Origin of the sequence: Streptacidiphilus jeojiensis (assembly GCF_042510965.1) — a bacterium.
GTDB classification, from domain to species: domain Bacteria; phylum Actinomycetota; class Actinomycetes; order Streptomycetales; family Streptomycetaceae; genus Streptacidiphilus; species Streptacidiphilus jeojiensis.
Genome location: NZ_JBEUKS010000006.1, coordinates 135,248 through 155,136, shown reverse-complemented (window position 1 = coordinate 155,136; position 19,889 = coordinate 135,248). Strand labels below are relative to the sequence as shown.

Annotated in this window: 17 protein-coding genes; 10 read left to right on the top strand and 7 right to left on the bottom strand. The window is 71.8% G+C overall.

Features of this window, described 5'->3' with window-relative positions:
* Positions 1-28: 28 nt before the first annotated feature.
* Positions 29-739, top strand: coding sequence for a response regulator transcription factor (locus tag ABUW04_RS18295; RefSeq protein WP_030256821.1), 711 nt, complete (start codon positions 29-31; stop codon positions 737-739).
* 37 nt (positions 740-776) lie between these two features.
* A complete protein-coding gene (locus tag ABUW04_RS18290) occupies positions 777-1,676 on the top strand; it encodes an NAD(P)-dependent oxidoreductase (RefSeq protein ID WP_380565759.1) in 900 nt (299 codons plus the stop codon).
* Between the two features lie 34 nt (positions 1,677-1,710).
* Here ABUW04_RS18290 and ABUW04_RS18285 read toward each other — a convergent pair whose 3' ends face one another.
* From ABUW04_RS18285 to ABUW04_RS18270, 4 genes are read right to left on the bottom strand one after another with little or no spacing between them, the layout of a single operon-like run.
* Positions 1,711-2,022, bottom strand: coding sequence for an AzlD domain-containing protein (locus ABUW04_RS18285; RefSeq protein ID WP_030256829.1), 312 nt, complete (start codon positions 2,020-2,022; stop codon positions 1,711-1,713).
* Complete coding sequence (locus ABUW04_RS18280) at positions 2,019-2,798, bottom strand: AzlC family ABC transporter permease (protein ID WP_380565758.1); 780 nt, start codon at positions 2,796-2,798, stop codon at positions 2,019-2,021. The genes ABUW04_RS18285 and ABUW04_RS18280 overlap by 4 nt, the downstream gene beginning before the upstream one ends.
* Positions 2,799-2,817: 19 nt before the next feature.
* Positions 2,818-3,693, bottom strand: coding sequence for an AraC family transcriptional regulator (locus ABUW04_RS18275; RefSeq protein WP_380565757.1), 876 nt, complete (start codon positions 3,691-3,693; stop codon positions 2,818-2,820).
* 46 nt (positions 3,694-3,739) lie between these two features.
* Entirely contained in the window at positions 3,740-4,357 is a 618-nt protein-coding gene (locus ABUW04_RS18270) for a PadR family transcriptional regulator (RefSeq protein ID WP_380565756.1), read from the bottom strand.
* Positions 4,358-4,485: 128 nt separating this feature from the next.
* On the opposite strand from ABUW04_RS18270, the gene ABUW04_RS18265 reads away from it, so the two are divergent.
* Positions 4,486-5,682 (top strand): FAD-dependent oxidoreductase, encoded by a 1,197-nt coding sequence (locus ABUW04_RS18265; RefSeq protein ID WP_380565755.1) that lies wholly within the window; start codon positions 4,486-4,488, stop codon positions 5,680-5,682.
* Between the two features lie 112 nt (positions 5,683-5,794).
* Here ABUW04_RS18265 and ABUW04_RS18260 read toward each other — a convergent pair whose 3' ends face one another.
* From ABUW04_RS18260 to ABUW04_RS18250, 3 genes are all read right to left on the bottom strand, one after another.
* Positions 5,795-7,009 (bottom strand): nitric oxide synthase oxygenase, encoded by a 1,215-nt coding sequence (locus tag ABUW04_RS18260; RefSeq protein WP_380521603.1) that lies wholly within the window; start codon positions 7,007-7,009, stop codon positions 5,795-5,797.
* An 88-nt stretch (positions 7,010-7,097) separates the two neighbouring features.
* Positions 7,098-8,435, bottom strand: a complete 1,338-nt coding sequence (locus ABUW04_RS18255; RefSeq protein ID WP_380565754.1) for a globin domain-containing protein — start codon at positions 8,433-8,435, stop codon at positions 7,098-7,100.
* A gap of 268 nt (positions 8,436-8,703) precedes the next feature.
* Positions 8,704-9,720: a LacI family DNA-binding transcriptional regulator gene (locus ABUW04_RS18250; RefSeq protein ID WP_030256849.1), complete on the bottom strand. Its 1,017-nt coding sequence runs from the start codon at positions 9,718-9,720 to the stop codon at positions 8,704-8,706.
* A 245-nt stretch (positions 9,721-9,965) separates the two neighbouring features.
* Between ABUW04_RS18250 and ABUW04_RS18245 the strand changes: the two genes are divergently transcribed.
* The 7 genes from ABUW04_RS18245 (at position 9,966) to ABUW04_RS18215 (ending at position 19,807) form a co-directional block, all read left to right on the top strand.
* Positions 9,966-10,892, top strand: coding sequence for a carbohydrate ABC transporter permease (locus ABUW04_RS18245; RefSeq protein WP_380565753.1), 927 nt, complete (start codon positions 9,966-9,968; stop codon positions 10,890-10,892).
* Complete coding sequence (locus ABUW04_RS18240) at positions 10,889-11,830, top strand: carbohydrate ABC transporter permease (protein ID WP_380565752.1); 942 nt, start codon at positions 10,889-10,891, stop codon at positions 11,828-11,830. Before ABUW04_RS18245 ends, ABUW04_RS18240 begins: the two co-directional genes overlap by 4 nt.
* Before the next feature lie 173 nt (positions 11,831-12,003).
* Positions 12,004-13,386, top strand: a complete 1,383-nt coding sequence (locus ABUW04_RS18235) for an extracellular solute-binding protein (RefSeq protein ID WP_380565751.1) — start codon at positions 12,004-12,006, stop codon at positions 13,384-13,386.
* An 80-nt stretch (positions 13,387-13,466) separates the two neighbouring features.
* Entirely contained in the window at positions 13,467-15,215 is a 1,749-nt protein-coding gene (locus ABUW04_RS18230) for a glycoside hydrolase family 35 protein (protein WP_380565750.1), read from the top strand.
* 47 nt (positions 15,216-15,262) lie between these two features.
* Complete coding sequence (locus tag ABUW04_RS18225) at positions 15,263-16,774, top strand: RICIN domain-containing protein (protein WP_380565749.1); 1,512 nt, start codon at positions 15,263-15,265, stop codon at positions 16,772-16,774.
* 135 nt (positions 16,775-16,909) lie between these two features.
* Entirely contained in the window at positions 16,910-18,079 is a 1,170-nt protein-coding gene (locus ABUW04_RS18220) for a 4-hydroxybenzoate 3-monooxygenase (RefSeq protein ID WP_380565748.1), read from the top strand.
* A 144-nt stretch (positions 18,080-18,223) separates the two neighbouring features.
* Positions 18,224-19,807 carry a purple acid phosphatase family protein gene (locus ABUW04_RS18215; RefSeq protein ID WP_380565747.1) on the top strand — a complete coding sequence of 528 codons (1,584 nt, stop codon included), beginning with the start codon at positions 18,224-18,226 and terminating at the stop codon, positions 19,805-19,807.
* The last annotated feature ends 82 nt before the right edge of the window (positions 19,808-19,889 follow it).

Here is a 19,889-nt window from a genome sequence, read left to right as displayed (position 1 = left end):
AGCCGAGCGGCCCGCCCGGGGAGCACCGATGACCGAGAGCAGCGCCGCCACCACCCCGATCCGCGTCCTGCTGGCCGACGACGAGGAGACCGTCCGAGCGGGGGTGCGGCTGATCCTGCGTCATGCCGAGGGCATCGAGGTCGTCGCCGAGGCGTCGAACGGGGCCGAAGCGGTGGAGCTGGCCGCGCGCACGCCGGTGGACGTGGCGCTGGTGGACATCCGGATGCCGGTGCTGGACGGGCTGGCCGCCATCGAGCAGTTGCTGCGGCTGGACCCGCACCCGGCCGTGGTCATGCTCACCACCTTCGGTGACGAGGCCAATGTCACCCGGGCGCTGCAGGCCGGGGCCGGTGGCTTCCTGCTCAAGGACGACGGACCGCAGCAGCTGATCAGCGCGGTGCGGGCGGCGGCCGAGGGCGACGCGGTGCTCTCGCCGGGGGTGACCGGCATGGTGGTGCGCCGGATGCTGGACGGCAGCCGGCCCGGCGCCGGGGGCACCACCGCCGCCGCCGAAGACGCCGAGCCGGCGCCGGAGCAGCAGGTCGCCGCCCTCTCCGAGCAGGAGCGCCAGGTGCTGTCCATGCTGGGCCAGGGCATGCCCAATCTGGAGCTCAGCCTGCGCCTGGGACTGGGCCCCGACGCGGTGAAGACCCTGGTCAGCGAGGTCCTGGCGAAGACCGGCACGGAGAGCAGGGTGCAGGCGGCACTGCTGGCGGTCAGGGTCGGGCTGGCGGACTGAGGCCCAGGGGCGGGCAGCGGCAGGCTACGATCCGGCTGTGCTGAAGATCGGTCTCATCGGTATGGGCCGGATGGGGACCCCCATCTGTGCCAACCTCGTCGCCGCCGGCCACCAGGTGGCCGTCCACGACGCCCGGCCCGATCGCGCCGCGGCCGCGTACGACTGCGGCGCCGCCTGGTGCCACTCCGGTCGCGAGGTGGCGGACGGCGCGGATGTGCTGATCACCGTTCTCCCCGGCCCGGCCGAGGTCGGGGCGGCGCTGGACGACGCCGTCCTGGACGCGCTCGCGGCCGCCCCCGATCCGACCTGGATCGACATGAGCAGCAACTCCCCCGCCGCGGCCGCACCGGTCCGCGAACGCGCGCTGACCCGGGGCATCGGCGTGCTCGAAGCCCCGATCGGCGGCGGCCCCGAGGACGCACGGGCCGGCACGCTGCGGCTGTTCGTCGGCGGCGACGCCGACCTGCTCGCCCGGCACCGCCCCCTGCTGGAGGTGGTCGCCGACCCGCAGCGGATCACCCACCTCGGCGGCCCCGGCACCGGATACACCGTCAAACTGCTGGTCAACCTGTTGTGGTTCGGCCAGGCCGCAGCCACGGCCGAGGCCCTGCTGATCGGCCGCAGCGCCGGTGTCGACCTCGCCGCGCTGCACCACACCCTGGCCGAGTCGGCCGCGAGCAGCGAGTTCATCCGCCGCGACCTGCCCTCGCTCTTCGCCGGCGACTACCTCGCCTCGTTCGGCCTGGACCACATCCACGAGCAGCTCGCCGTCGTCACCTCGCTGGCCCGCGACCTGGGCACGCCCCACACGATCACCGAGACGGTCCGCCGACTGCACCAGGACGCCCTGGACCGCTACGGCCCGGCCGACGGCGAGCTGCTGGCGGTGGCCCTGCTGGAGGAGCAGGCGGGGATCCGGCTGCGGACCGGCCCCTGACCACCAGTTGACAGCTCCAGCTCCTGACGCAGGCTCAACCGGCGACCAGCCGTACCAGCGCGGTGACGACCACTGCCACCAGTACCACCACCAGGAACGGCGCCCGCCGCCACAGCGCGAATCCGGCCGCGGCCAGGCCGAGCGCACGGGCGTCCAGGACCAGGCCGTGGGCGCCGTGGCCGAAGGTCTGCAGTGCGGTGAGGGCGGCGAGCAGGGCGACCGGGGCGAGAGCGGCGAAGCGGCGCACCGCAGGGCGGTCCAGCAGCCCGGCCGGGACGGACAGGCCGATCAGCTTGAGCAGGTAGCAGCCTGCGGCCGTGACCAGCACGGCGGTCCAGACGTTCATGACTCCTCCAGCGGACGCTTACGGCGCAGTAGCCCGACGACGGGTACCGCGACGACCGCGAGCAGCACGGGTATCCCGGCCGGCAGCAGGGGGGTGGCGGCCAGTGCCAGGACCGCGCCCAGCAGTGCCACCGAGCGCTGTTCCCCGGCCTCCCGCAGCCGTGGGCCGAGCAGGGCCAGGAAGACCGCCGGTCCGGCGGCGTCCAGTCCCAGGCGGGTCGGATCGCCGAGCGCGCCCGCGCCGAGCGCCCCGGCCAGGGTGGTCAGGTTCCAGGTCAGGTAGAGGCTGACGGCGGTGACGGCGAAGCCGATCCGGGTGGAGCGCCGGTCCGGCTGGACCATGGCGACCGCGGTGGTCTCGTCGATCACGGCGTGGGCGGCGAGCGGGCGCAGCAGCCTGGGCAGTTCCAGCCGGGGGCCGAGGCGCAGCCCGTACAGCGAGTTGCGGACGCCGAGGAAGAGCGCGCCGGCGATGGCGGCGAACGGGGCGGCACCGGCCGCCAGCGCCGCGGTCAGGGCGAACTGCGAGGCGCCGGTGAAGACCAGCAGGCTGAGCACGCAGGTCTGCCAGACCGTCAGATGCGCTGCGGCACCGGCGACGCCGAAGGCCAGCCCGGACGCTCCGACGGCCAGGCCGACGCCCAGGGCGTCCCGCACCACCGCGCGGTCCGGTACCGCCCGGGCCGGGTGGCCGGCCGCCGGGTCGCCGTCCAGCGGCCTCGGCGGGGCGGGGGCGTTCGCTGCGGCTGGTGGTCCGTTGCGTTGGGAGGCGATCATGCGGACATGGTGCCCCCGGTCACCGCCCCAGGGCTTGTACGTTCCTGCGCGCCCGCTGGTAGGCCCCGGGCGGCACCCCGACGATCCGGCGGAAGTGGCGGGTCAGGTGCGCCTGGTCGACGAAGCCGACGGTGACGGCGGCGTCGGCGGGGGCGGTCCCGGCGTCCAGCAGTCGGCGGGCGGTGCTGACCCGCTGCTGGGTCAGCCAGGCGTGCGGCGGCAGCCCGTACACGCTGCGGAAGGCCCGCAGCAGCGGGAAGGGGCGGGCGCCGACCGCGGCGGCGAGCTCGTCCAGGGTGGGCGGGTCGGCCAGCTGGACCACCAGCAGGTCGCGGGCGCTGCGGGCGGCCCGCAGCCCTTCGGCGGCCGGCTGCCGGTCCGGGCTGCGGCCCCGGGCATGGCCGCGGACCACCCGGGCGAGCGCCAGCCGCAGCAGCGTGCTGGCGGCCAGGACCTGGTTCTGCTCGGCGGCCAGGTGCACCTGCTGGACCAGCTGCGTCAGCTCCGGGTCGACCGCGACGGCGCCGGCGAAGCTCAACGTCCCGCGGTCGGCGCCCAGGTCGGCGGCGACCGCGGCCATCGTCGCCACGCTCGGGTAGATCACCTGGTAGCTCCAGCCGCCGGGCTCCCCCGCGTGCCCGGTGTGCAGGGTGTCCGGGTCGACCAGGGCCAGGCTGCCGGCGGCCGCGCGCTCCAGGCTGCCCCGGCAGTGGAACAGCTCGACCCCGGAGGTGATCGCGGCGATCACATAGGTCGCATGGGTGTGCTTCCCGAAGGTGTGCCGGACGTACCTGGCGTCGAGCAGGTCGACCTCGGGCAGCGCCGGGTGGGTCCAGTAGTGCGCGCGTTCGTCGTTGGGCATCACCGTCATCGCCTTCGCCGGTCCTACTCCCACTCCTGCTCCCGCTCCCGGTCCTGCTCCCGCTCCTGCTCCTGCTCCGCTACTCCGGTTCCTGCTCCGCATCGCCCGCCAGGGCCAGCAGTTGCTCCGTCGACCAGACCAGCCGACCCGCGCGGAGGTCCTCGACCACGCCGTCCAGCCAGTTCAGCTCGGCCGCTGTGACGGCCCGCAGGTACTCGCTCTCCAGCATGGTGATCCGGGGCAGACCGCGCGCGGCCTCCTCGACCGCGGCGCGGTCCAGGCCCGCCACCGAGGCCGCGAGCACCTCGCGGCGCCCCTCCAGGGCCGCCAGCATCTCCGCCGGGTCCAGCAGCAGCAGCTGCGACAGCGCGGCGGGGAACTCCGGGAACTCCTGCTTGGGGCTGCGCAGCATCTCGATCAACCAGGCCCGGGCGGTCGCCCGGCCCTCCTCGGTGACCTCGTAGACGGTGCGCTCGGGGTACTGCTGGTCCCGGCCGGTCTCGCGGACCGCGATCAGTCCGGCGCCGAGCAGCCGCTCGATGGTGCGGTAGAGCCCGGCCCGCTGGCCGACGTTGACGACCTGGTCCTTGCCCCACTGCTTGATCAGCCGCTGGACCCCGTAAGGGTGCAGCGGCTGATAGCTCAGCAGCGACAGCACGGTGAGGGCCAGCGGCGAACTGCGCACGGGTGTGTCCATGGGGCCATGCTACCCGCGACTACCCACCCTAGAACTAGTTGACTTGAGACTAGTCTCAGTGCAACTATCAATCCATCGCCAAGGGCGCACCCGCTGCTCCCACCGCACCGACGAAAGGCAGGAATCCCATGACCCCCCGTATCCGCACCGCCCTGGTCATCGGTGGAGGCATCGCAGGCCCGATCTCGGCCATGGCGCTGCAGCAGGCCGGCATCGAGGCCACCGTGTACGAGGCCTACGCTGACACCGCCGAGGGCAAGGGCGGCGGTATGACCATCGCCCCCAACGGCCAGGACGCCCTGGACGCCATCGGCCTCGGCGACGTGATCCGCCCGTTCGGCGTCCCGATGACCGGCATCGTCATGCAGGACTGGGCCGGCCGACGGCTCGCCGAGTTCGGCAATCCACCCGGGGTCGCACCCATGCAGCTGGTCTGGCGCACCGACCTCTACGGCGCGCTGTACACCGAGACCGAGCGCCGCGGCATCCGGATCGAGCACGGAAAGCGCCTGGTCGACGCGGTGGAGACGGCCGACGGCATCACCGCGCACTTCGCCGACGGTTCGCAGGCCACCGCGGACATCCTGATAGGCGCGGACGGCATCCGCTCCACCGTCCGCACCCTGATCGACCCGGACGCCCCCGGCCCCTCCTACGGCGGGTTGATCAGCTTCGGCGCCCAGGTGACCGGGACCACCACCCCGTCCACCCGGTCCAAGATGAACATGAGCTTCGGCAAGCAGGCCTTCCTGGGCTACCAGGTGCTCGACGACGCCTCGGGCATCTGGTTCGTCAACCTGCCGCACCCGACCCCGATGTCGGCGGCCGAGGCGAAGAAGACCCCGTCCGAGGAGTGGCTGAAGCTGCTGAGCTCGAAGTTCGCCGACGACCGCACCCCGGCGCGGGAGCTGATCGACCGGACCGCCCCGGAGGACCTGATCGTGGTCGGGTCCATGGAGAACATGCCGCCGCGGGTGCCGGTGTGGAGCCGGGGCCGGATGGTGCTGGTCGGCGACTCGGCGCACGCACCCTCGTCCAGCTCGGGGCAGGGCGCCTCACTGTCCATCGAGAGCGCCGTGGAGCTGGCCCGCTGCCTGCGCGACCTTCCCTACCAGGAGGCCTTCGCCGCCTACGAGAGGCTGCGCCGGCCCCGGGTCGAGCGGGTGATCAAGGAGACCACCCACAAGAACAGCGCCAAGGCCGCCGGGCCGGTGGGACGCGTGGTCTTCGCCCTGATGATGCGGATCTTCGACAAACTGGCCAAGCCGGAGAAGATGGCCTGGGTCTTCGACCACCGCATCGACTGGGACGCTCCGGTCAACTGACCGGTGCTCAGCTGCACGCCTGTGCTCCGGAGTGAGGTCCGGCTCCGGGGCACAGGCGTGCGGCGGGTTCAAGTCCCGTCACTCACCAGCCCGTCACTCATCGGCCCGTTCCTCAGCCGACAGGTGCCGGCCAGACGCTCCGCCGGTGCACGAAGGCCGGTCGCAGGTTCTCGTCCGGGGCGTCGTAGTAGCGGTGGAAGACGGCCGTCGCCGATCCCGACAGCGGCGGCACGATCCAGCTCCAGTCGACCGGGCAGCCGCGGCCCCGGGCGTGTTCGCGTTCGACATGGGTGAGGAAGCGGGTCGACTCGGTGTGGTGGTCGGCGATGGTCACCCCGGTCCGCTCGAAGGAGTGCAGCACCGCCAGGTTCAGCTCCACCAGGGCCCGGTCCCGCCACAGGGTGCGCTCGCTGCCGGTGTCGAGCCCGAACAGGTCCGCCACCGCCGGGAGCAGGTTGTAGCGCTCGGTGTCGCCGAGGTTGCGGGAGCCGATCTCGGTGCCCATGTACCAGCCGTTGAACGGTGCCGCCGGGTAGCTGATCCCGCCGATCTCCAGGGTCATGTCGGACACCGCCGGCACCGCGTACCAGCGCAGGCCCAGCGCGGCGAAGCCAGGGTGGTGAGGGTGCGTCAGCGGTACTTCCAGCACGGCGTCCTCGGGCACCTCGTAGAACTGCGGGGCCTGCTCCGGGGCGGCCTGGACCAGCAGCGGCAGCACCTCGAACCGCTCCCGGCCGCCCTTCCAGCCCAGGTCGGCGGCGAGTCGGGCGCGGGAGGCGCTGCGCGGGTCGTCCGCGTAGCGCACCAACTGCTCGCCGAGCAGCCGGGGCGCGGGGCGGCCGGGCCGGTCGGGGGCGAAGACGGTGATGACCGGGCGTATCCGGCCGCCGTTGGTGGCGGTGCGCAGATGCTCGAAGCAGTGCTGGGCGATGTCGTCGGGATGCTCCAGGTGGCGCAGGTCCCGCACCGTCAGGTTGTTCCAGTACAGCCGGCCGATGCAGCGGTCCGCGTTGCGCCAGGCGACCCGCGCTCCGAAAGCCAGTTCCTCGGGCGTGTGCTCGTAGCTGCCGTACGCCGCGACGTCCGCCGCGATCTCCGCGAAGCGCTGCTCGGGCCGGGCGCTGTCCGGGTTCTCCTGCGCGAACTGGCGGACGAAGGCGGCGGCCTCCCGCAGCAGGGTGTCCTGCTCGGCGGTGCGGACGGCCGCCCGGCCGGCCGGAGCGGTGGCGGTACGGATGAGGGGGGTACGGGCCAGTGCCGTGCGGGACAGCGCGGTTCGGGACAGCGCAGATCGGGACAGGGCGGTGCGGGGGCGGGGGAACGACAAGGGTGTTTCTCCTGCTCGGGGGCCGGCGGGGAGCACCGCCGCGGACGGCTGCGGCGAGGCGGCGTCCGGACGGCGGGGTGGGGTCGGATCAGCCGGCGGCGAGGTGCGCTGCCATGCGTCTGGGCAGCAGGGCGGCTTCCAGCGCGGGGACGTCGAAGGGGTCGTGGTGGATCCGCTGCTGCGGGACGCCCTGGCGCAGCAGGGTGTAGGCGGCCTGGGTGACCATGTCGACCGGCCCGGAGAGGTACGCCTCGTGCCGGTACCAGGGCCCGAACTCGGCCAGTACCTGGGGCAGGGTGCCCTCCAGGCCCGCGATCCGCTCGTCGGAGACGGCGGCCCGCACCGAGAGCCAGTGGTGCCGCTGCGACATCCGCAGCATGTCGTCCAGCCCGTAGAGCTGCATCGCGGTCCTGGCGCCGACGAAGACATTGGTCTGCCGCTCCGAGCCGGTGCGCGCCGCGTGTTCCACCAGGGCCCGGATGGGCGCCAGCCCGGTCCCGCCCGCCACGCAGACCAGCGGACGCCCGCTGTCGGGGTCCAGGGTCATCCCTCCCTGCGCCGGACCGAGCCTGACCATGTCGCCGGCTGCGGCCTGCTCCACCAGGGCCGGACTGACCTGGCCGCCGTGGACGGCCCGCACATGGAAGGTCAACGACCCGTCCGGGCGCGGCGCGTGGGCCGGCGAGTAGTAGCGCCAGGCCCTCGGCGCCCAGGGCGTCTCCATGCTGGCGTACTGGCCGGCCAGATAGGGGTACGGGGTCTCCGGCTGCACGGTGATCTCGGCGATGCCGTGGCCGCGGTGGACGTGCCGGGTGATCTCCGCGTACCAGACGGCCGGGCCCAACAGTGAGTCGTCCTCGGCGGCCTTGGACATCACCTGGGCGACCAGCCCGTAGGCCGTGGTCCAGATCTGGGCCAGCTCGGGGGTCCAGGCCGGTCCGGCGTACCGCTCCAGCGAGGCCAGCAGGCATTCGCCGACTGCGGGGTAGTGCCCGCTCAGGGCGCCGAACTTGCGGTGGTCCCGGCCCAGATGGGTGCAGAAGCGGACCAGGTTGTCGGGGTCGTCCACCAGGTCGACGATCCGCAGCAGTCCGCGCAGCAGGCGGTCGCGCTGCACGTCCAGGTCCACCGGGAAGAGCTCGCGTACGGCCGGGTAGCGGGCGAACAGGATGGCGTAGAAGTACACGGTCAGCTCGCCGGCCTGCGGGCTCACCGCAACCACGCTGGCTCGCAGCAGGGCGATCTGTTCAGGCGTCAGCGGATCCGACGCGGAGGCCGCGGGGGCGGCGGAGGGGCGGCCGGGAGCGGGGACCCGGGCCTGCCTCGGAATCGAGGACGGTGCCGAGGACGGAACCGTGGACGGTGCCGAGGGCGGAACCGGGGTCCGTCGGTCCTGGAGGGTGGAGCGCAGTCCGGAGAGCCTCAACGGATCTCCTGGTGACGACTGTGACCGCTGGGAAACAGTGGGCAGCCGAAGGACGCGTGTCTGTGATGAGCAGTCAGAGCCAGTGCGGGCAGAGCCTTGACGGGCAGAGCCTTGACAGACAGAGCCTTGACGGACATGGGATCTCCGGGGTCGGTCGCCCTCGCGGTCCGGAGGGCGCGAATCCGATTACCCTAGTTGATCAACTCATATTGTCAAGTTCCCGTCAATTCGCCCCAAGACCCACACAACACCCACACTCCACCGCAGGTCAGCGGGGCGGCGGTGCGGTACTCTCACGCACCACCAGCTGCGGAGTCACCATACTGCGCTCCTCGCCCCCGGGCCGGTGGCCGTGGGCGAGCTGGTCCAGCAGCAGGGACACGCACAGCCGTCCGACCTCCTCGAAGTCCTGGTGCACGGTGGTCAGCGGCGGATGGAAGAAGCCCGACTCCGGGATGTCGTCGTAGCCGATCACGCTGACGTCGCGGGGGACCTCCCGGCCGGCCTCGCGCAGCGCCTTGATCAGCCCCAGCGCCATGTGGTCGTTGGCCACGAAGACCGCGGTGACGTCCTTGTCCTCGGCCAGCCTGCGGCCGATCGCATAACCGGAGCCGGCCGACCAGTCGCCGTAGAGCACGGCCGGGACCGGCGCCCCGGCGCGCTTGAGGGTACTGAACCAGGCGGCCGCGCGGCGGCGGGCCGAGTAGGAGTCCTGCGGTCCGGCCAGGTGCCACACGGTGCGGTGGCCGAGACCGAGCAGGTGCGCGGTGGCCGCCTCGGCGCCGACGGCCTGGTTGTTGTCCACCGAGGGGTGAAGCTGGTCCGGGTCGCCGTCGGCGACCACCACCGGGACGCCACTGGGCAGGCGCAGGTCGGGGTGGTCCAGGATCTGCGCCTCGATCATGATGATGCCGTCCACGCCCTGCCCGGTGAGCTTGGAGAAGGCCTTGCGCATCGCGCCCCCGGTCTGCGACTCCGGGCCGACCAGGTTCACCGAGTAGCCAGCGGTCTGCGCGGCCTCCGAAATCGCCTGCAGGGTACGGCTGTTGCCATGGGCGCTGAGACTGAAACTGATCACGCCGAGCATCCGGAACCGGCCGGTCACCAGAGCGCGCGCGGCGCTGTTGGGCCGGTATCCCAGCACCTGCATCGCGGACAGGACCCGCTGCCGGGTCTCCTCGTCCACGTTGCTGCGCTCGTTGGCGACCCGGGACACGGTCTGGCTCGAAACCCCGGCCAACGCCGCGACGTCCGCCTGGGAGGGCGGCTTGAAGGTCTCGGTCACACGTCCCACCTCTCGTGATGTTTACGCCAACATCGTAGCCAGGGCCGAGCGCCGCGAGCAATGCCGATCCCATGCCCTGACGCAGGCACCAGAGCTGACGATTGGTCCGTATTCGCATGGTTCTTCCGCGCCTTTTCGCAGCTGGACTCCTGTTGGAAATTTTTCCGCAACGAGCCTTGACGCCCTGGATGCAGCTGACACACACTCATCGACACACGGACCGTGTTTGCGTAAACATCGGCGAAATGGACCGAGCTGTGACCAGCGAAACCCTCCACCCCCGGCTCCGCCGCCGAAGGGCACCACGCCCCGGCAAGTACGGGATGCTCTTCGTGAGCCCGTTCCTGCTGGCCTTCGCCTTCGCGATCGCCGCGCCACTGGCGTACGCGGCCTACCTCAGCCTGTTCCGGCAGGGGCTGGTCGGCGGCAACATGTTCGTGGGGCTGGACAACTACCGCCGGGCCCTGTCGGACACGCTGCTGCACGCCGGGCTGATCAGGGTGGCGCTGTTCCTCGCGGTCCAGGTCCCGATCATGCTGGGGCTGGCCCTGCTGGCCGCGCTGGCACTGGACAGCGGCCGGCTGCGCTGGGCCGCCCTGTTCCGGATCGGCATCTTCATCCCCTACGCCGTGCCCGGCGTGGTGGCCGCGCTGATGTGGGGCTACCTCTACGGACCGCGGTTCGGCCTGGTCCACCAGATCGGCACCCATCTCGGCCTGCCGCTGCCTGACCTGCTCTCGCACTCCTGGATGCTGGCCTCCATCGGCAACATCACCACCTGGGAGTACACCGGCTACAACATGCTGATCCTCTACGCGGCGCTACGCTCGGTCCCCTACGAGCTCTACGAGGCGGCGGAGGTGGACGGGGCCGGCGAGATCCGCAAGGCGGTCAGCCTGAAGATCCCCGCGCTGCGGCAGGCGCTGCTGCTCTGCACCATCTTCTCGATCATCGGCAGCTTCCAGCTGTTCAACGAGCCCAATGTGATCCAGGCGCTGGCCCCGGGCGTGATCTCCACCAACTACACACCCAACATGTACGCCTTCAACCTCGCCTTCAACGGCCAGGAGTTCAACTACTCCGCCGCCATCGCGGTGGTCCTGGGCGGGATCACCGCCGTGGTCGCCTACGCCGTCCAGCTGTGGACCAACCGACAGGAGCGCGCGTTGTGAGCACCGCGACGACTGCCCCCGACCGCTCCCCCGAGCGCCCCCGCGCGACCCCCTCCCGTCGGCCCCGCCCCCGTCCGGACCGGCCCCGCAGCCGGGCCAGCACCTCGCTGACCGTCGCCATGGGACTGATGCTGGCCTACACCCTGGTGCCGCTGCTGTGGCTGCTGATGAGCAGCACCAAGAACAGCCAGTCGCTGTTCGACAGCTTCGGCCTGTGGTTCGGGCACGGTTTCTCGTTCTTCCACAACGTCCACGAGGTGCTGACCTACGACAACGGCATCTACGTGCGCTGGCTCGGCAACACCGTGCTGTACGCCGTGGTGGGGGCCGGCGGCGCGGCCGCGCTGGCCGCGCTGGGCGGCTACGGGCTGGCCAAGTACGAGTTCCGGGGGAAGCGGGCGGTGTTCGGCGCGGTGATCGGCGCCATCACGGTCCCGGCGACCGCGCTCGCGGTGCCGACGTACCTGCTGTACAGCAAGATCGGCATCGTCAACACCCCGTGGGCCGTCATCATCCCGGCGCTGGCCAGCCCGTTCGGGCTCTACCTGATGCGGGTCTACGCGCTGGAGGCGGTCCCCGACTCGCTGCTGGAGGCCGCCCGGATCGACGGGGCGAGCGAGCTGCGCACCTTCTTCACCATCTCGCTGCGGCTGCTGGCCCCCGGTTTCGTGACGGTGCTGCTGTTCACCCTCGTGGCGACCTGGAACAACTACTTCCTGCCGCTGATCGTGCTCAACAACCCCAAGTGGTTCCCGCTGACGGTGGGCCTGAGCCAGTGGAACACCCAGACCACCGGGCCGCAGACCGGCGCCACTCTGGACCTCTACCCGATGGTGATCACCGGCAGCCTGCTGGCGATCGTCCCCCTGGTGGTCGCCTTCCTGCTGCTCCAGCGCTACTGGCAGTCGGGACTCGCCGCCGGCAGCGTCAAGCAGTAGCCCGCCCGCGGCAGCGCCCCGGCCGCCCCTCGTCCCGCTCCGGCCCGCGCCCGCACGGGCGGCCGCCGGTGTGGTTCCGCACGCCCAGACGCACCACCACGCCCTGACGCACCGCCAGTTACCGACGCACCATCAACAACCCTCGCTCGCACCGACAGGAGACGACTCCCCCGATGGACACCTCGCGCAGATCCCTCCGGCCCTCGACCCGCACGGCCACCCGCACCGTGCTGGCGCTGTCCGCCGCGCTGACCCTCTCGCTGACCGCGGCCTGCAGCAGCAGCTCCTCCGGCAACGGGGCCGCCAACCCGGCCGCGGCCAAGTCCTCCGCCGCCGACGCCCTGACCACCCCGACCACGCTGACCTTCTGGACCTGGGTGCCGAGCATCCAGACGACCGTGGACGCCTTCGAGAAGAAGTACCCCAACATCAAGGTCAACGTGGTCAACGCGGGCCAGTCCGCCGCCGAGTACACCAAGCTGCAGACCGCGATCAAGGCCGGCAGCGGGGCCCCGGACGTCGCCCAGATCGAGTACTTCGCACTGCCGCAGTTCGCGCTGTCCAAGCAGGTCGTCGACCTCACCGCGTACGGCGCCGCCTCGCTGAAGTCCAGCTACACCCCGTCGGCCTGGAACCAGGTCGCGCTGCAGGGCGGCATCTACGGCTACCCGCAGGACACCGGCCCGCTGACGATGTTCTACCGCACCGACATCTTCAAGAGCCTCGGCCTGACCGCCCCCACCACCTGGGACGAGTTCGCGGCGGACGCGGCCAAGATCCACGCCGCCGACCCGACCCACTACATCACCTCGATCGACCCCGGTGACGCCGGCGGTGTCGACAGCCTGATCTGGCAGGCCGGCGGCAAGCCCTACCAGACCACCGGATCCACCTCGGTCACCGTCAACCTCAAGGACAGCGGCTCCGCCAAGTTCGCCACGCTGTGGACCTCGCTGCTCTCCAGGAAGCTGGTCGACCCGACCCCCGGCTGGACCACCGACTGGTGGAAGAGCATGGGCAGCGGCAAGTACGCCATGTGGATCGCCGGCGCCTGGGCCCCGGGCTCGCTGGAGACCACCATCGCCGCGACCAAGGGCAAGTGGGCCGCCGCACCGGTGCCGCAGTGGACCGCGGGCGCCAACGCCTCGGCCGAGAACGGCGGCTCCTCCGACGCGGTGGTCTCCACCAGCACCCACAAGGCCGCCGCCGCGGCCTTCGCCGCCTGGCTCAACTCCAGCACCGAGGGCGCCACCTCGCTCAACAGCATCGGGCTGTTCCCGGCCACCACCGGCCTGCTCGACAGCTCCGCCTTCCTGGACCAGACCTTCCCCTTCTTCAACGGGCAGAAGGCCAACCAGGTCTTCGCGGCCTCCTCCAAGGCGGTCACCGCGGGCTGGCAGTACCTGCCCTACCAGGTCTACGCCAACTCGGTCTTCAAGGACAGCGTCGGCCAGGCCATCACCAACGGCAGTGACCTGTCCACCGCGCTGGGCAGCTGGCAGACCGCCATCTCCCAGTACGGCACCCAGCAGGGCTTCACCGTCGCCAACGGCTGAGCGCCGCAGCACCCTTGCCCGACTCCGGCCGCCCGACCCCGGGCGGCCGGACCCCGTACCGACAGCGGAGCCAGACAACCGTGGCCATACTCGACATCACCGACGACGGATTCCACCTGGACGGGCAGCCGTTCCGCATCATCTCCGGCGGCCTGCACTACTTCCGGGTCCACCCCGAGCAGTGGGCCGACCGGCTGCACAAGGCCCGGCTGATGGGCCTCAACACCGTCGACACCTATGTCCCGTGGAACCTGCACGCCCCGCGACCGGACGTGTTCGACCTGGACGGCATCCTCGACCTGCCGCGCTTCCTGGAGCTGGCCGCGGCCGAGGGCCTGCACGTGCTGTTCCGCCCCGGGCCCTACATCTGCGGCGAGTGGGAGGGCGGCGGGCTGCCCTCCTGGCTGCTGGCCGACCCCACCATGGAGCTGCGCACCACCCACCCCGGCTTCCTGGCCGCGGTCGACGACTACTTGGACCGGCTGCTGCCCGTCGTCCTGCCGTACCTGGCCAGCCGCGGCGGCCCGGTCCTGGCCGTGCAGCTGGAGAACGAGTACGGCGCCTTCGGCGAGGACGCCGCCTATCTGACCCGGCTGGCGCAGTCGCTGGTCAAGCGGGGCGTCGACGTCCCGCTGTTCACCTCCGACCAGCCCGGCGACCTGGCCAGGGGCGGCCTGGACGGGGTGCTGCGGACCGTCAACTTCGGCTCCGGGGTGGCCCGCGGGCTGGAGGCGCTGCGCGCCCAGCAGCCGACCGGACCGCTGATGTGCACCGAGTTCTGGAACGGCTGGTTCGACCGCTGGGGCGGCAAGCACGTGGTCCGCGACCCCGACGACGCCGCCCGGGCCCTGGACGAGCTGCTCGCGGCGGGCGCCTCGGTGAACTTCTACATGTTCCACGGCGGCACCAACTTCGGCTTCAGCAACGGCGCCAACGACAAGGGCAACTACCGCGCCACGGTCACCTCCTACGACTACGACGCGCCGCTGGACGAGGCCGGCGACGCCACCCCCAAGTACCGGGCCTTCCGCTCGGTCATCGCCCGCTACGCCGCCGAGCCGGCCGAGCCGGTCCCGGCCCGCGCCCCCAAGTTCGCCCTCCCCGGCATCGAACTTCCGGAGCAGGCACCGCTGTTCGACAACCTGGCCGGGCTCGGCAGCCCGGTGTCCGGGGACCGCCCGCTGACCATGGAGGAGCTCGGCCAGAACTTCGGCTTCGTCCTCTACACCACCCGGCTGGACACCCCCGGCCCGACCAGGCTCGCCGTCGGCGCCGTCCGCGACCGCGCCCAGGTCTTCCTGGACGGGCAGCCGGTCGGCGTCCTGGAGCGGGAGAACCACGAGCACACCCTCACCTTCACGGTGCCGGCCGGCGGGGCCGAGCTGCGGGTGCTGGTGGAGAACCAGGGACGGGTCAACTACGGGGCCGCGCTGCACGACCGCAAGGGCCTGATCGGCCCGGTCACCCTCAATGGCAGGGCAGTTGACGACTGGTCAAGTCTGCCGCTGCCGCTGGAGGACCTCGGCCCCATCGCCTTCGCCCGCACCGACTCCGCCGCCCCCGGCCCGGTGCTGCACCGCGGCACCTTCCAGGTCGACGAGCCCGCCGACAGCCATCTGCACCTGGACGGCTGGACCAAGGGCAACGCCTGGATCAACGGCTTCAACCTGGGCCGCTACTGGTCCCGCGGCCCGCAGCGGTCGCTCTACGTGCCCGCCCCGGTACTGCGGCCGGGAGCCAACGAGATCGTCCTGCTCGAACTCCACGGCTCCACCGGACGCACCGTCGACCTGCGCGAGGTCCCCGACCTCGGCCCCATCGAGGAGTAGCGCCAAGGCCCAACCACCCCACCCGGCACACCATCGGAGGGACCGTCATGTTCAGGAACGTCCTGAGCCCCACCCGGCGCCGCTACCGCGCCCTCCTGTGCACCCTCGTCACCACCCTCGTCACCGCCCTCGTCGCCGCCGTCGTCGGCGGCCTCGCCGCGCTGGTCCTGCCGGCGCAGGCCGCCTTCGCGGACACCAGCAGCACCTTCACCCCCGGCAGCGCCTGGACCGACACCTCCGGCAACGCCCTGCAGATGCACGGCCTGGGCATCATCAAGGTCGGCTCCACCTGGTACGGCTTCGGCGAGAACAAGTCGGGCGAGAACTCGACCGCCACGCCCTTCCAGTCCATCAACTGCTACAGCTCCACCGACCTCTCGCACTGGACCTACCAGGGCGCCGCACTGACCGAGCAGGCCAGCGGCGACCTGGGGCCGAACCGGGTGGTGGAGCGGCCCAAGGTCATCTACAACAGCAGCACCGGGCTGTACGTGATGTACCTGCACATCGACAACGCCAGTTACAGCGAGGCCAAGGTCGGCGTGGCCACCAGCAGCACCCCCTGCGGCGGGTACACCTACCTGGACAGCTTCCAGCCGCTGGGCTTCCAGAGCCGCGACATCGGACTGTTCCAGGACACCGACGGCACCGGCTACCTGCTCAGCGAGGACCGCGCCAACGGCCTGCGCATCGACAAGCTCTCCAGCGACTACCTCACTGTGGTCAGCTCGGTCCAGGTCTTCGCCGACTACGAGGCACCGGCCCTGGTGAAGGCCGACGGCACCTACTACCTGCTGGGCTCGCACCTCAGCGGCTGGGGTGCCAACGACAACGTCTACGCCACCGCCACCTCGCTGACCGGCACTTGGTCCGCGTTCCGCACCTTCGCCCCGGTGGGCTCCAAGACCTACAGCACCCAGACCGCCAACATCATCCCGGTCCAGGGCTCCTCCGGGACCACCTACATCTACGCCGGCGACCGCTGGACCACCGCCGACCTGGGCGCCTCCCCCATGGTCTGGCTGCCGCTGACGCTCAGCGGCACCACCGTCTCGGTGGGCTGGCAGAACAGCTGGACCCTGGACCTCACCACCGGCACCTGGTCCGGGACCTCCGACCCGACGGCCGCCACACACACCCTGGCCGCCGGCAACAGCGGCCTGCTGCTGGACGTCAGCGGCGCCTCCACGGCCAACGGCGCCGCCGTCATCCAGTGGAGCGCCACCGGCGGCAGCAACCAGAAGTGGGCCCTGGCCCAGGTCTCCGGCAACGTCTACACGCTGACCGGCACCGGCTCCGGCAAGTGCCTGGAGGTACCGGGCAGTTCGCTGGTCCAGGGGGTCCAACTGGACATCTGGACCTGCAACGGCGGGACCAACCAGCAGTGGGCGCTGGAGTCGACGGGCAGCTGGACCAGTACCTCCGACGCCACCTACGTACTGGTCAACCTCAAGAGCGGCTGGAACATCGACGTCAGCGGCCAGTCCACCAAGTCCGGCGCGGTCGTCGACCAGTGGGTGGCCAACGGCGGCAGCAACCAGTCCTGGAACCTGGGCTGACGGTCCGCCAGTTCCCGGGAGCGCCCTTCGGCCCGGTCATCGCCCCCTTGCCGGGGTCGGTGGCCGGGCCGCAGAGTTGGCGGCGACCGTGGCCGTGGGGGCCGGGGAGGGCCGGGGGAAGGACGGGGTGGGGACATGGTGCGGGAGCGGACGGCCGTGGTGATCGTCGGCGGGGGGCCGGCCGGACTTACCCTGGCCGCTCTGCTGCGGCGCTGCGAGGTGCCCTGCGTGGTGCTGGAGGTGCGCAACCGCGAGCACATCGAGAAGCGGCAGCGGGCCGGCATCGTCGAGTACCAGGCCGCCCGGATGCTGGACGGCTGGGGCCTGGCCGACCGGCTGCTCGGCGACGCGCCGGTCGGCGGCCGGCTGGAGCTGCGGGTGGACGGGGTCCCGCACCAGCTCGGCGACGACGCCATCGGCGGCATCATGTGCCCGCAACAGGTGCTGGTGCGCAATCTGATCGAGCTGCTGCTGGAGGACGGCGTCGATCTGCGCTTCGGCGCGGCCGAGGTGACGCTGCACGGTCTCACCGGCGAGCGGCCCACCGTCCGCTACCGGGACGCCGAGGGCCTGGAGCACGAGATCGACTGCGACTTCGTGGCCGGCTGCGACGGGTTCCACGGCGCCGGACGGGCCGCCGTCCCGGCCGGCGCCGTCCGGGTCCTCGGCCACGACTACGGCGGCGCAAGCTGGCTGACCGTGCTCGCCGACGCGCCCCCGTACCGGCACCCGCTGATGGCGGTGAGCGACCGCGGCTTCGCCGCCCAGTTCGCCCGCGGCCCCGCCGCGAGCCGCTTCTACCTGCAGTGCGCACCCGGCGATACCGAGCAGGACTGGCCGGACGAGCGGATCTGGGAGCAGCTGCGGGTCCGGCTGGGCGACCCCGGGCTGCGGGCCGCCGCCGTCACCGAGTCGGAGGTGTTCGCCCATCGCGGTGTGGTGCACGACCCGATGAGCCACGGCCGGCTGTTCCTGGTCGGCGACGCCGCCCACATCATCTCCCCGCTGGGCGGCAAGGGCATGAACCTGGCCCTGCACGACGCCGACGTGCTGGCCCGGGCGCTGCGCGGCTTCACCCGTGACGGTGACGAGTCCGGGCTGCGCGACTACTCCCGGGACTGCCTGCCCCGCGTCTGGGCCTGCCAGGAGTTCTGCGACTGGCTGTTGGAGACGACCCACGCGGCCGGGGACACCTCTCCGTCGGCCGCCTACCGCCGGGGCATGGCCCGGGCCCGGCTCGCCCGCCTCACCGGCAGCGACACCTCCGCCCGGCTCTACGCGGAGCAGATGGCCGGGCTCGCCTGAGCGGCGGTGCTCGGGCGGCAGTGCTCGGGGCGGCAGTGCTCAGGGCTGCCGTGCCGGCCCCGGAGGTGAACTCACGGGACCGGGTGGCTGGTGATTCAGACGGTGTTTCCCTTGATGCCATGGGGCCCTCCTAGCCTCCGCATCATGACGAAACAGGGCATGACTCCCGAACAGGCCGCCCAGCTGAGCATGGCCGAGCAGCACGAGTGGTTCCGTCGAGCGACCTCGCGGCGGTCGATGCTGCGCGGCGGCCTGGTCGGCGCCGGCACCGCGATCGTGGGCGCGGCTGGCCTGACCGGCACGGCCTCGGCCGCCCCGGTGCGGTCCGCAGCGTCGCTGCTGCCCACTGCCGACCGTCCGAACGGCTCCACCGTGGTCCCGTTCGGGCGGCACATCTCCTACGGCGCCGACCCGACCCGGCAGATGTCGCTCGCCTGGCAGGCTCGGGCCGCGGTCCGCAACCCCTTCGTCCGGATCGGACGCTCCCCGCAGGACCTCGGCCAGAAGCTCCACGCCGATGTGCGGGTGCTGTCCACTCTGGCGAGCGACACCAGCCCGATCGACTCGGTGGCCCTGGTCTCCCCCACCACCATCGAGCAGTACTACCTGCGCGCGGAGCTCGACGGGCTGCGCCCGGGCGAGACCTACTACTACACGGTCGGCCACGACGGCTGGGACCCGCGCGCCAACCTCGCCGTGGTGAACTCCTTCACCACCGCCCCGAGCAAGCGCGGCGCCTTCAGCTTCACCGCCTTCGGCGACCAGGGCATCAGCTACGACGCGGTGGCCACCACGCATCTGATCGCGGGTCAGCACCCGGCGTTCCACCTGCACGCCGGCGACGTCTCCTACGCCGAGGGCACCGGCCACGGCCTGATCACTGACTCCTACGACCCCAAGGTCTGGGACTCCTTCTTCCAGCAGGTCGAGGCGGTGGCCGCGACGGTGCCGTGGCAGGTCGCCGCGGGCAACCACGAGATGGAGCCCTGGTACTCGCCGGACGGCAACGGCGGTCTGGCGGCCCGCTTCGACTTCGCCGGGCAGCAGCAGACCTACTACTCCTTCAGCTACGGCAACGTCGCTGTCATCACGCTGGACGCCAACGACGTCTCCTACGAGATCCCGGCGAACAACGGCTACAGCGGCGGCAAGCAGACCGCCTGGCTGAAGCAGGAGCTGGCCGCGCTGCGCAAGCGCTCCGACATCGACTTCATCGTGGTCCAGTTCCACCACTGCGCCTACAGCACCTGCTCCTCGCACGCGTCCGAGGGCGGCGTCCGCCAGTACTGGGTCCCGCTGTTCGACGCCTACGGCGTCGACCTGGTGATCAACGGCCACAACCACGTCTACGAGCGCACCGACCCGCTCACGGGCGGCAGCGTGACCACGGCGGCCCCCAGCGGCGCCACGGTCACCCCGGCCACCCAGGGCACCACCTACGTGGTGGCGGGCGGGGCCGGCAACAGCCTGTACTCCTTCCCGGCCAAGGACAGCTACGACGGCGCGGTGGACGACGTCTCCCCCATCGCCTCCTTCGTGAACTCGCCGGGCCAGGCCAAGACCGCCGAGTCGGTGGCCTGGTCCCGGGTCCGCTACACCGGCTACTGCCTGCTGGCCATCGACAGCGCCCCGGCCACCCGGGGCCGCACCTCCAAGCTGACGGTCCGTGCGATCGACGGCTTCGGCGCCGAGATCGACCGCGTGGTGCTCGCCCGCACCGCGAAGTAGCCGAACGCCGGACCGGGTTGTTGTCCCGATTTCGGGGACAGGTTCGGGCCGTGGGGTGGGGGCGGCGGCGTCTCGCCTCCTC

Excerpts from the sequence above, each read along its gene's own strand:
- ABUW04_RS18295 (WP_030256821.1), top strand. The coding sequence starts at position 29 with ATGACCGAGAGCAGCGCCGCCACCACCCCGATCCGCGTCCTGCTGGCC.
- ABUW04_RS18245 (WP_380565753.1), top strand. The coding sequence starts at position 9,966 with ATGGACCGAGCTGTGACCAGCGAAACCCTCCACCCCCGGCTCCGCCGC.
- ABUW04_RS18285 (WP_030256829.1), bottom strand. The coding sequence starts at position 2,022 with ATGAACGTCTGGACCGCCGTGCTGGTCACGGCCGCAGGCTGCTACCTG.
- ABUW04_RS18225 (WP_380565749.1), top strand. The coding sequence starts at position 15,263 with ATGTTCAGGAACGTCCTGAGCCCCACCCGGCGCCGCTACCGCGCCCTC.
- ABUW04_RS18270 (WP_380565756.1), bottom strand. The coding sequence starts at position 4,357 with ATGGACACACCCGTGCGCAGTTCGCCGCTGGCCCTCACCGTGCTGTCG.
- ABUW04_RS18265 (WP_380565755.1), top strand. The coding sequence starts at position 4,486 with ATGACCCCCCGTATCCGCACCGCCCTGGTCATCGGTGGAGGCATCGCA.
- ABUW04_RS18235 (WP_380565751.1), top strand. The coding sequence starts at position 12,004 with ATGGACACCTCGCGCAGATCCCTCCGGCCCTCGACCCGCACGGCCACC.
- ABUW04_RS18215 (WP_380565747.1), top strand. The coding sequence starts at position 18,224 with ATGACGAAACAGGGCATGACTCCCGAACAGGCCGCCCAGCTGAGCATG.
- ABUW04_RS18280 (WP_380565758.1), bottom strand. The coding sequence starts at position 2,798 with ATGATCGCCTCCCAACGCAACGGACCACCAGCCGCAGCGAACGCCCCC.
- ABUW04_RS18220 (WP_380565748.1), top strand. The coding sequence starts at position 16,910 with ATGGTGCGGGAGCGGACGGCCGTGGTGATCGTCGGCGGGGGGCCGGCC.